General features: G+C 69.3%; 13 protein-coding genes. 5 read left to right on the plus strand and 8 right to left on the minus strand.

Translation table 11 applies throughout. From position 1 onward, the window contains the following. Window positions 1-8 precede the first annotated feature (8 nt). Both SK854_RS00875 and SK854_RS00880 read left to right on the plus strand, forming a co-directional pair. Window positions 9-578, plus strand: a complete 570-nt coding sequence (locus SK854_RS00875; RefSeq protein ID WP_319973003.1) for an RNA polymerase sigma factor — start codon at window positions 9-11, stop codon at window positions 576-578. Next, on the plus strand, window positions 571-1437 hold the full coding sequence (locus SK854_RS00880; RefSeq protein ID WP_319973004.1) for a CU044_5270 family protein: 867 nt from the start codon (window positions 571-573) through the stop codon (window positions 1435-1437). Before SK854_RS00875 ends, SK854_RS00880 begins: the two co-directional genes overlap by 8 nt. On the opposite strand, the gene SK854_RS00885 is transcribed toward SK854_RS00880, so the two are convergent. The 3 genes from SK854_RS00885 to SK854_RS00895 are packed head-to-tail and all read right to left on the minus strand — an operon-like array spanning window position 1434 to window position 3420. Continuing rightward, window positions 1434-2276, minus strand: coding sequence for an alpha/beta hydrolase (locus SK854_RS00885; protein ID WP_319973005.1), 843 nt, complete (start codon window positions 2274-2276; stop codon window positions 1434-1436). The genes SK854_RS00880 and SK854_RS00885 overlap by 4 nt on opposite strands. Before the next feature lie 49 nt (window positions 2277-2325). Continuing rightward, window positions 2326-2862, minus strand: coding sequence for a carboxymuconolactone decarboxylase family protein (locus SK854_RS00890; protein WP_319973006.1), 537 nt, complete (start codon window positions 2860-2862; stop codon window positions 2326-2328). 30 nt (window positions 2863-2892) lie between these two features. Continuing rightward, window positions 2893-3420: a redoxin domain-containing protein gene (locus tag SK854_RS00895; RefSeq protein ID WP_319973007.1), complete on the minus strand. Its 528-nt coding sequence runs from the start codon at window positions 3418-3420 to the stop codon at window positions 2893-2895. Window positions 3421-3533: 113 nt separating this feature from the next. Between SK854_RS00895 and SK854_RS00900 the strand changes: the two genes are divergently transcribed. After that, window positions 3534-4181, plus strand: coding sequence for a MarR family winged helix-turn-helix transcriptional regulator (locus SK854_RS00900; protein ID WP_319973008.1), 648 nt, complete (start codon window positions 3534-3536; stop codon window positions 4179-4181). Window positions 4182-4183: 2 nt separating this feature from the next. On the opposite strand, the gene SK854_RS00905 is transcribed toward SK854_RS00900, so the two are convergent. The 5 genes from SK854_RS00905 to SK854_RS00925 form a co-directional block, all read right to left on the minus strand. Beyond that, complete coding sequence (locus SK854_RS00905) at window positions 4184-6940, minus strand: AfsR/SARP family transcriptional regulator (RefSeq protein ID WP_319973009.1); 2757 nt, start codon at window positions 6938-6940, stop codon at window positions 4184-4186. Window positions 6941-7009: 69 nt separating this feature from the next. After that, window positions 7010-7561 (minus strand): RICIN domain-containing protein, encoded by a 552-nt coding sequence (locus tag SK854_RS00910; RefSeq protein ID WP_319973010.1) that lies wholly within the window; start codon window positions 7559-7561, stop codon window positions 7010-7012. 99 nt (window positions 7562-7660) lie between these two features. Beyond that, on the minus strand, window positions 7661-8653 hold the full coding sequence (locus SK854_RS00915; protein ID WP_319973693.1) for an IS481 family transposase: 993 nt from the start codon (window positions 8651-8653) through the stop codon (window positions 7661-7663). A gap of 121 nt (window positions 8654-8774) precedes the next feature. Beyond that, window positions 8775-9362 carry a hypothetical protein gene (locus SK854_RS00920; RefSeq protein ID WP_319973011.1) on the minus strand — a complete coding sequence of 196 codons (588 nt, stop codon included), beginning with the start codon at window positions 9360-9362 and terminating at the stop codon, window positions 8775-8777. Next, entirely contained in the window at window positions 9359-9673 is a 315-nt protein-coding gene (locus tag SK854_RS00925) for a winged helix-turn-helix transcriptional regulator (RefSeq protein ID WP_319973012.1), read from the minus strand. The genes SK854_RS00920 and SK854_RS00925 overlap by 4 nt, the downstream gene beginning before the upstream one ends. A 63-nt stretch (window positions 9674-9736) precedes the next feature. Between SK854_RS00925 and SK854_RS00930 the strand changes: the two genes are divergently transcribed. Beyond that, window positions 9737-10210, plus strand: a complete 474-nt coding sequence (locus SK854_RS00930; protein WP_319973013.1) for a group II truncated hemoglobin — start codon at window positions 9737-9739, stop codon at window positions 10208-10210. A 103-nt stretch (window positions 10211-10313) separates the two neighbouring features. Next, entirely contained in the window at window positions 10314-10934 is a 621-nt protein-coding gene (locus tag SK854_RS00935) for a dihydrofolate reductase family protein (RefSeq protein WP_319973014.1), read from the plus strand. Window positions 10935-10944 lie beyond the last annotated feature (10 nt).

Raw genomic sequence — 10944 nt, forward strand, 5'->3', positions numbered from 1 at the left:
AGGCCACCATGACAGCAACCGACGCGGAGCTCATCGAGGCGTCGCTGCGCGTGACCGAGAAGTTCGCGGTCATCTTCGACCGGCACGCACCGCACATCCAGCGCTATCTCGCCCGGCGCCTCGGTCAGCAGGTCGCCGACGACCTGCTCGCCGAGACGTTCCTCGTGGCGTTCTCGAAACGGGGGCGCTACGACCCCTCCCGCCCGGACGCCCGGCCGTGGTTGTACGGCATCGCCACCAACCTGGTCGGTCAGCACCGGCGGGAGGAGGTGCGCCGGTACCGGATGCACCTGGTCGTCTCCTCTGTGGACGACCACGCCGACCGGGTGGCCGCGGACGTCACCGCGCAGGCCATGCGGTCGATGCTGACCGGCGCGCTGGGGGCGCTGTCCGCCGAGGACAGGGACGTGCTGCTGCTGGTCGCGTGGGAACAGCTCAGCTATCTCGAGATCGCCGAGGCGCTGGCGATCCCGGTGGGCACGGTGCGGTCGAGGCTGAACCGCGCCCGCCGCAAGGTCCGGGAAGCGTTGGGAACCGACAACCACACCGAGGTCGAGGAGCTGCTCAACAATGGATGACCTTCAGCTCGTCCGGGAACTGGACGAGACCCCGCTCAAGTCCGCCGACCAGCTGGCGGCCGCCCGCGCCCAGTTCGTGGCGGGCATGAAACCGCCCAGGCGCGGTCGTGCCGGGGTCATCGCCATCGCCACGCTCTCCGTGGCGGCGGCGGCCGCCGGCGTGGCGCTGGTGCTGCCGTCCGGTTCCCCGGACCCGGCCCACCACGACACCGCGGCACCGGCGGTGGAGTCCGCCGTGCAACTGCTGAACCACGCCGCCGCGGCAGCCCGTTCGAAGCCTGACGTGGTGCCACGGCCCGATCAGTTCTACTACGTGCGCACCGGTGAACGGGAGGACTGGTTCTCCGTCGACGGCACCCGTGACGGCCAGATGATCCTCGCCGGGAACGCACCGCCGATCCCCGTGCCCGGCTGCGTCGACGGCCGCAGGAAGGTGCTCGACAAGTACGACCAGCCGACTGGCGGCACCGAGGAGTGCACGCCGGGCCGCTCGTACCGGGACGACCTGCCCACCACGGCCGACGAGATGCTGAAGGTCCTGCAGGGCGACGAGAAGGACCGGCCGGTCAACTCGTACGGCAAGGACGTGCTGTCCCTCGTCTTCGACTCGTACCTGCCGGGCCCGCAGCGGGCCGCGTTGTTCGAGGCGGCGACCCGCGTACCGGGGCTGACGGTCGTGGAGAACGTCTCGTCCGGCCGGCCGGGGATCGGGATCAGCTGGCCGGTGCCAGAGGGGTCGCTGCCGTCGGCCCAGCCGGTGGTGATGGTGTTCGACAAGGACACCTACGAGTACCTCGGCACGAAGAACAGGCCGCAGGACGCGTCCGGGTTCGTCGACCAGGTGGGCGACCGAATCTAGATCACGTCGTTCAACGCGGCGACGGTGTGCTCGACGATCCGGTCCTGTGCCTCGGCACGGGATCGGGTCGGCACACCGTCGCCGGGCTGGTCGCCGTAGTCACCGAAGTACGCGTGGACGGCACCGGAGACGACCTCGAAGCGGGTGCCCGCAGGCAACAGCTTCCGTGACTCGGCGACGTCCTGCGGTGTGGTGAAACCATCGCGTTCACCCGAGATCGACCAGGCGGTGAGGCCGTCGCGGGTGGAGAGGTCGTCGACCGGATAGGACGCCCACAACACCAGCCCGCGCACCGATCCGTCGGCGGGAACATCCCGTGCGGCCGCGACGCCACCGAGCGAGTGGCCACCGACCGCCCACACCGGCACGTCGGGATGACTCCGCCGCAGTTCCGCGGTGTCGCCGCCGAGCAGGGCGATCCCCAGCGGCTCCTTCACCACCACGACGAGAAACCCTTCCGCCGCAACGCGCCGCAGGAGCGGGAAGTACGCGCGGTGGTCGACCCTGGCGCCGGGGTGGAAGACCAGCCCGGCGCGCACCGGACCGTCGGGGCGCAGCACCGCCGTGGTGGCGGTGTTCTCCGCCATGACGATCGTCGTCGCGCCGAACGGCTGCAAGTACACCGCTGGAGCGATGAGCAGCACGGCGAGCACCACCGCGAGCCACGCCGGGCCGCGCCGCCACAGGGCCATCGCGATCCCGGCCGCCTCCACCACGGCGAGCAACACGAGATGGGCAGGATGTGCGCTGCTCAAAGGGCCCCAGCCGAGGAGAAGCAGCACCGGCGGCACCGCGATGCAGGCGGCCACGGCACAGCGTCGCACCCATGCTCGGATCATCGGAGGGACGATACTGAACGCGTCCCTGGTGCCCTCGCGGACTGGTTTCTCAGGTGAGGGACACGCGCGTGAAGTCGACCGGCACGTCGAGCGCGACGTTGATGTAGTTCGTGAACACGTTCAGGGCGACGTGCGCGACCGTCTCGACGATCTCCTCCTGGCTCAGGCCCGCGTCACGCGCGGCCTGGACGTCGGAGCCGGCGATCTGGCCGCGATTCTCGACGAGGGCGGTGGCGAGCGCGAGGACGGCGGCGGTGCGCGGGTCGTCCGACTTGCCGCTCTGGGCGTTCCTCATCTCCGCCGCGGTGACCCCTGCCTTCCTGCCGAGCATGGTGTGCGCGGAAAGGCAGTAGTCGCAACGGTTCTGGTCGGCCACGGCCACGGCGATCTGCTCGCCGATCTTCGCCCCGAGCGTGCCGCCGCCCAGTGCGCCGAACTGCGCCCACATGCTCCGCAGCGCGGCGGGTGAGTTCGCCACGGCCTTGAACATGTTGGGCACCAGGCCGAAGGCGCCCTTGATCTGCGCCAGGGTCTCGGCGCGCTCGTCGGTGATCTGGTCGGGGTCGGTGAGGTCGATGCGGGACATGGTGGTTCTCCTTCTGGTGATGGGTGTGGGTCAGGTGCAGGTGCCGTCGATCGCGCAGACCGCGGGTGGCACGGCGCCGTCGAGCAGCCGCGTCACGGCCGAGGCCAGCGTCATGTCGTCGACCGGGCCGAGCTTCTGGGCGCGCAGCATGCCGTCGCGGTCGATGAGCACCGTGGTGGGCGTGCCCTGCATGCGGTAGCGGCTGAACGTGACGGGCGCCGGGTGCGCGCCTCGGAGAGCGTCGACGCCAACGGGGAAGGTGATCCGGTACTCGTGCAGGAACGCCTTGAGGCTCACCGGGGTCATCGCCGCGTGGTGTTCGAACACGGTGTGCAGACCGATGACGGCGAGGTCGTCGCCGAACGTCCTGGCCAGGCGCGTGGCCTGTGGGAGGGCGTGCGTCACGCAGCTGGGGCACAGCATCTGGAACGCCTCGAGCACGACCACGCGGCCGTGCAGGCGGGCCAGGTTCAGCGGTTCACTGTTGAACCATTCGCTTGTCTCCCAGGGCATCGCGGGAGTCGCGAGTCCGTTCGACGTGGGCAGGAGGAGGTTCATGTCCTCACCCTGCCACAAACTAGGTAGGACTCCTACCTAGTTCTTCGTGATCCAGGTCTCACCCTCGGCAGCACGTACCATCGCCGTGGAAGTTCTACTGGCAGGCGGATCGCATGACTGACACCGACGGCACGGCCGGGCTCGACCGGCGGCTGGCCGACGCGCTCGAGCGACTCGGGCACGGCATGCGTTCACTCGCGCAGCGCACGGCACGGGAGCACGGACTGTCGCCGCTGCAGCAGCAAGCGGTGCTGGCACTGGCCCGGCACCCGCAGACACGTCGTGAGGTCGCCGCGCTCGCCGCCGAGTTCGACGTCACCACACCGACCATGTCCGACGCCGTGACCGCGTTGGAACGCAAGGAACTCGTGACGCGCTCACCCGGCGCGGACGGCCGCCGCCGGTCGTTGACGCTGACCGACGCCGGCCAGGAGGTGGCGCGAGGTCTGTCCTCTTGGGACGATCCGTTGACGGACGCCCTCGCCGGGATTCCCGAGGCCGACCGCGCGACCACGTTGCACACGCTGCTGCGGGTGATCGCGGACCTGCAACGCGCGAGCGTGGTGAGCGTGACGCGCATGTGCACGACGTGCCGCTTCTTCGGCCGCGACGAACATCCCGACCCGGCCGTGCCCCACCACTGCCACCTGCTGCGCACCCCGTTGCCGCTCGCGGGCCTGCGCACGGACTGCCCGGAGCACGAGCCGGAACCGTCCCACTCTCCGGCCGGCCGGCGGAAGCAGCGCACCTCCGCTCAGTGAGCTCAGCCGTGCGGGCTTGGTGTCAGCAGCCGCCGGATTCGACCGGCGTCCTCGGCTCGATGCTGCGCCTGGCACAGCTCGAGAGCCTGCCGCCACACCGCTTCAGCCCTGTCGTGGTGACCGAGCGCGCGATGGGTGTGGCCGACGCGTTCCAGGGTCGCGACCTCGTGGTGGTCGTACCCGAGGTCGCGGAGCAGGTCGAGTGCCTGTCCGTAGAGGTCGAGCGCCTCGGCGTGGTGGCCCGTGTGGTGGGCGATGTAGCCGAGGCTGTCCACTGTGGTCGCCTCCAGTTCACGCTCGCCGTGCCGGCGAGCCATGACCAGGGCGGCCTCGCAATGGACGCGTGCCTGCTCGTAGAGCCCCAGCCGAGCCTGGTGCCAGCCCACCTGGGTGTATCCCCAGGCCTCCCAGACCGTCATGCCGAGGTCCTGGAACAGGCGTAGCGCTGGGGTCGCGTGCTCCAGCGCCCGCCGGTCGTCCCCCACGTCCTCCCAGATGGAGGCCATGAGGTGATGGGCGTGGGCCTGGCCGGGGACATCGCCCGCCTGCTCGCTGATCCGCAGAGCGTCGCCCAGGTGCCGCAAGGCGTCGGACTGGAGTCCCAGTCCGCTGCACGCGTCCCCGAGGTGTCTTCTGGTCTGAGCCTGCGCGATCCTGTCGCCGGCGTGGTCAGCGGCGGCCACGCCGGCCCGCCACACGGCGACGGCGTCGTGGTAGTCGCCCCGTCTCCGGAAGAACGTGTTCAGGGTCCAGCCCACGTGCCACACCTGGTCGTGCAGGCCTTGACCGGCGGCGAGTTCCTGCACGGCGAGGAGGTTCGCGAACTCGGTGGCCAGCCATTCGGTCGCCGCTGTCTCGTCCTCGAACCCCAGCGGGACGCATCCCGGTGCGGGCGCCCCGATCGCGAGCGGTTCGCGCAGCGGGTCCAGCACTCGCTCGGCGGCGAACGCGGTGTGCACGTAGAAGTCGACCACTCGTCGCACCGCGTCGGAGTCGTGATGGGCGCGTTCACCCGCGTACAACCGGACGAGGTCGTGCATCCGGTAGCGGCCAGGGGCGTGCTGACCGACCAGGTTCGCCTGCTCCAGTGCACGCAGAGCGGCGCGAACGCGGGCGACGGGCAGCGCGGTGAGACTCGCGGCGGCGGGCAGGCCGATATCCGTGCCGGGAGCGAGACCGAGAGCGGCGAACACGGTGGCCGCCTCGGCGGGCAAAGCGTTGTAGGAGCAGGAGAACACAGCGCGAACACTCACGAGGTCCTCGCCGGCGTCCAGTGCGTCCAGCAGGTCGTTCTGCTCGCGCAGTTCGTCCGCCAGCACGGACAGTGGGAAGCCGGGGTGCGTGCCGGCACGCGCGGCCACGATGCTGATCGCCAGTGGCAAGCCTCCGCAGCAGGCCAGAAGTTCTGCTGTCACACCGGGTTCGGCGGCGAGCCGGTCCTCGCCGAGGTGCGTCGCCAGCAGCCGGCGTGCTTCGTCGTCGCTGAGCCGGTCCAGGTTCAGCGCCCGCGCGCCGTGCGCGGCGACGAGACCGTTGAGCTGACGGCGACTGGTGACCAGCACGACGCAGGCAGGGCTGCCGGGCAACAGCGGTACCACCTGGGCGCTGTCGGCCGCGTTGTCCAGGAACACCAGCATCTTCCTGTCCGCGACCAGGCTGCGGTACAGCCCCGCCTGCGCGTCCACGTCGACCGGGACGGCGGAGGGGGCGACGCCGAGCGCGTCGAGGAAGCCGCGAATCGCGGTCTCCGCGGACATCGGCTGCCCGGCGGGGTCGAAGCCGCGAAGGTTGACGTACAGCTGGCCGTCGGGAAACCGGTCCAGGTGCTGGTGCGCCCACTGCGCCGCCAGCCAGGTCTTGCCCATGCCGCCGAGCCCACCGACGGCCGAGATCACCGCGGCGTCGTCCTCGCCGAGCGCGGCGTCGAGATCGGCCAGTTCACGGCTTCGGCCGCTGAACAGACGCGGCCGGGCTGGAAGCTGGTGCGGCACAACGGTGCTGTGCGGCCTGACGAGCGCCGTCAGCGCGGGGTCGGTGGCGAGGATCCGCTCGTGCAACTGCCGCAGCGGCGGGCTGGGATCGGTGCCGAGTTCGTCAGCCAGCCGCTTGCGCACCTCCTGGTAGTGCTCAAGGGCGTCGGCGGGGCGACCGCAGTTGTACAGCGCGAGCATGAGCTGGCCGGCCAGGCGTTCGTCCAACGGGTTGCCGGCCGCCCACGCCGACAGGTCGGGCAGCAGCGCCGCGTGCAGACCGAGGCGGAGCTGGATGTCGACGAGTTCGAGCCGGACCGCGTGCCGGTGCTGGATCAGCGTGGCGCGCAGGGAGTCGAGCCAGGCGGTGTCCAGACCCGCGAACGGTTCTCCTCCCCACAACTTCAGCGCCTCCTCGAGCAGAGCGGCGGCCCGGCCGTCGTCACCGGCGGCGCGCCCGTCCTCGACGAGACGACGAAACCGGTGCAGGTCAACGCTTTCCGGGTCCACGGAGAGCTGGTAACCGGTTGACCTGCGGGTGATCGTCACGCCTGCGGGCGTCAACGCGCCGCGGAGCATGGTCATGCTGTGCTGCACGGCCGCACGCGGTTTGCGGGGAAGGGGCCGATCGCTCCAGACCCGGTCCACCAACTGGTCGACCGACACCACCTGGTTCGCCTCGACCAGAAGCACTGCCAGCACAGAACGAAGTTGCGCGTAGCCGATCGCGATCGGACTACCGTGAACCCGTGCCTCGACGTCGCCGAGCAGGCGGAACCGCACAGTCATCCGGCGTGCCCTCCCCGAGCCCCCAGCACCATGTTCCATGCATACCGGGGAAACGGGGAGGAAGTCACGTCACGGCCAGATCTGCCACCACTGATCGTTGTAGCCGAGGATGCAGTTGTAGCTCACGGCGTTTCCGCCGTTCTGGCCCTGGTTCGACGGAACGGCCAGGCAACGGCCGCTCTTGTAGTTGCGCAGCCGGTAGTGGACGTTGTCCGGCATGAGCTCGGGCAACCACCACTGGTCGTAGTAGCCGTCGACGCAGTCGTACTGCACGACCTTCGCGCCGTTGTTGGGATTGGCCGCCGCGACGCAACGACCGGTGTTCTGGTTGCGGAGCCGGTAGTACCCCGGCGCGGCCGCGATCGGTTCGAAGACCCAGTACTGGTCGGTGTACGACGAGTAGCAGTCGTAGTGGATCAACGGTTTGCCGTTGCGGTTGTCCGCCGAGTTCACCGCGAGACACTTGCGGTGGTAGTTGTTGATCAGGTTCTGGTACGTGCCCGGATTGATGCCCTGCACCGCCGGTTGCTGCTCCACCGCAACCGCCGCGGCCGGCGTCAGGAACAGCGCCGCCGCCGCGGTCATCGCGAGCGCCAACGCCTTCCGTAACCCGATTCTCATCCGTCCTCCAAGAGGCAAGGGCTGTGTGACGGGCACAGCCTTGCCACCGGTGCACGGGCAGTTCGTTGGCAGCGGTTGAGCGCGCTGGTCAGCGCGGGACTAGATGTACTGACCCGAGAGGTTAGGAACGCGGCTGGCTGGCGGTAGGCCATTGAGTGCTGTGTGGCCGCGGTGGTGATTGTAGGTGTGCAGCCATCGCGGCAACGCCGCTCGGCGTTCGGCTTCGGAGTTGTATGGCCGGGCGTAAGCCCATTCTTCGAGCAGGGTGCGGTTGAAGCGTTCGACCTTGCCGTTGGTTTGTGGCCGGTAGGGCCGGGTGCGTTTGTGACTGATGCCGGCGGTGGTGAGGGTGTCGCGCCAGAGGCGTGAGCGGTAGCAGGATCCGTTGTCGGTGAGGACTCGGACGACGGTGATTCCGTTGCTGTGGAAGTACTTCTGTGCTCGTTGCCAGAACGCGACAGCGGTGTGCTGGGTTTCGTCGGGCAGGATCTCGGTGTAGGCGAGCCGGGAATGGTCATCGACCGCGTTGTGCAGGAATCCGTAACCCAGCAGCGGGTTGCGGTAGGCGTTGCGCTTCGCAGTGGGGGTGCGCTGGCTGTTGCGATCGCCGATCTGGCGGCCGTGGACGCGGTGCCCTCCGCCGTCGGGGATGTTGCCAAGCTTCTTGATGTCGACATGCACGAGATCCCCTGGCGCGGGGTGTTCGTAGCGGCGAATCGGCGCACCGGTGGCCCTGTCCAGGTGACGCAGCCTCGCCAGCCGGTAACGGCGCAACACGCGGTGCACGGTCGAAGGGGTGAGATCCAGCAGGTACGCAATCCGGGCCGGCCCCCATCGACGGTCGAGCCGGACCTTGACGATGCGTCGTTCCAGACGCGCGCAGGTTCTGTTTGGGCTGGTGAGAGGCCGCGATGAGCGGTCGGTCATGCCCGCCGGCCCGTCCACGCGATATCTGCTCGCCCACCTCCAGGCGGTGCTGACCGAGACCTGGAAACGTTCCGCAGCCCGCCGCAGCGGCCACCCGTCATCGACGACGCACCGGGCCAGGCGCAGCCTGCCCAGCTCGGTCAGTGGTGCGTTAGCGTGAGTAATCGAGGGCCTCCTGGCTAGCCGGTGCAGATGTCGCAATCCACACCGAACCCGGAGGCCCTCCCTCATTCCAACATCATCCGACTACGTGTCGGACCGTTCGCAACGTCTCGGGTCAGTACAACTAGAGCAGGTCGTCCCAGAACGCGATGGGCTTGGGAGTGCGCCACGGTCGTTGCGGGTCGCGGATGTAGAACTCCGCGGCGACGTAGTCGAGGAGGTCGAACCCGTAGTAGATGATGTCGGTCTGGTGCATGGACAGCACGGGGTTGCCGAAGGTGCCACGCCCGGCCGGTAGGCAACGGTGCGAGAACACGGGAATCATCCGCGGCACGGTCGCGAGGTGTTCCTTCGCGCACTCGACGGCTTCGGCGACGTCAGACGGCCGCACGCCCCAGCTCTCGTGCCAGAAGTCGCTGTTCTCCACGTCGAACAGGACACCGCGGACCGGCCAGTCGCACTGCCTGCGCAGGACGTCGAGGTTCTCGGAGCGCCAATCCATCCAGGAACTCCCGGTCGGCAACACCTCGGCGAGCAGTGCTCGGTGATCGTCGGCGAACTCGAACCCGAGGCCCTCCTCCACCTCCGCGAACTCCGCGTCGGTCAGGCCGGGCTCCAACGCGACGCCGTCGCGCACGCCGGGTCTGATCAGGTGCCGTCTGAGGAAGTCCGCCGCGGCCGCACCCAGCGCCGCCCCGTTGTCGAAGCTCACGACGCGATGATCACACCGGTGCGGGCGGCACGCAGCACGCCCCAGTCGTACAGCGCCTGCAGAGCGGGTCCCAGGGTCCGGCCCTCCTCGGTGAGCGAGTACTCGACGTGCGGAGGCCGCTCGACCCGTGCCACCAGGCCCGCGTCCTGCAGTTCGCGGAGCCGTTGCACGAACATCTTCTCGCTGATGCCGGTCACCTTGCGGCGCAGCTCGCCGTAGTGGTGCGGGCCTTCCTTGAGGTGGGCGAGGACGACCGCGCGCCACTTGCCGCCGATGACGTCGAGGGCGAGCTCGACCGGACAGTGGTACATGGGCGCTCCTCACCAAAAGGTGCGTACTTGCCGGGCTTTTCGCCTGGTGCTGGAGTGGGCGTCGTGATCAACGAACAGTCAACACCTTCTCTCTACACCTGGGCCGGTGGTTCAGCGGCGTTGTTGAAGCTGACCGAGGCGTTCTACCGGCGCGTCGCCGACGACGCGGTGCTCGCGCCCGTGTTCGCCGGGATGGATCCCGGGCATGCCCGCTACGTGGCGTTGTGGCTGGGTGAGGTGTTCGGCGGGCCCGCCGCCTACACCGCCGAGCGGGGCGGCTACGAGTTCATGCTGGCCAAGCATGTCGGGCGGGCCATCACCGAGGAGCAACGCCGGCGCTGGCTGAACCTGATCATGGACGCGGCGGACGAGGTGGGACTGCCGGACGACCCCGAGTTCCGCGCCGCGTTCGTGTCCTACCTGGAGTGGGGCACGCGGCTGGCGGTGCAGAACTCCGCGCCGGACGCCAAGCCCTTCCACGGAGCGCCCGTGCCGAAGTGGGGCTGGGGAGAGGCGCCGCCGTACGTCGAGAAGTGACTCTTCGAAAACAATTCTGGTGAGGGTGTCGGATCGGGATCGGGGCGTTCGTAGCTGAGGTGAGGCCGCAAAAGAGCGGCACCGAAGCGAAGGAACCGCGATCATGAAGCTGACGACCATGTCCCAGATCACGCTCGACGGAGTGGTGCAGGGCAACGGCGGCGCGTCGGAGGAGGACCGCGGGAACGGGTTCGAGCGCGGTGGCTGGGCCCGCGGCAAGGGCGATGCCGGGACCAGGGCGTTCATCAACGAGACCTACCAGCGCGCCGACGCGTTCTTGTTCGGCCGGCGCACCTACGACCTGTTCGCCGGCTCGTGGGGGACCCTGACGGAAGCGGACGTCCCCGGCTCGGAGCCCGTCCTGCGGGCGTTGAACGCGCAGTCCAAGTACGTGGCGTCGACGACGCTCGCCGACCCGGCGTGGTCGGGCACCACCGTGCTGTCCGGTGACCTCGCGGCCGCCGTCGCGGACCTGAAGGCCAAGCCCGGCGGTGAGCTGCAGGTGCACGGCAGTGGCACGCTGATCAGGTGGTTGCTGGCGAACGACCTGGTCGACGAGATGACGCTGATCGTGGTCCCGGTGGTGGTCGGCCAGGGCCTGCGGCTGTTCCCGGAGAACGGCCCCGACCTCGCGCTCGGCGTGGTCGAGTCGCGAGTGGACTCGAACGGCGTCGCGATCCAGGTCTACCGGCCCACCGGACGCCCGTCGTACTGGCCGAACTGAATCACCCACA

Origin of the sequence: Lentzea sokolovensis, from assembly GCF_033949975.1 — a bacterium.
GTDB lineage: Bacteria > Actinomycetota > Actinomycetes > Mycobacteriales > Pseudonocardiaceae > Lentzea > Lentzea sokolovensis.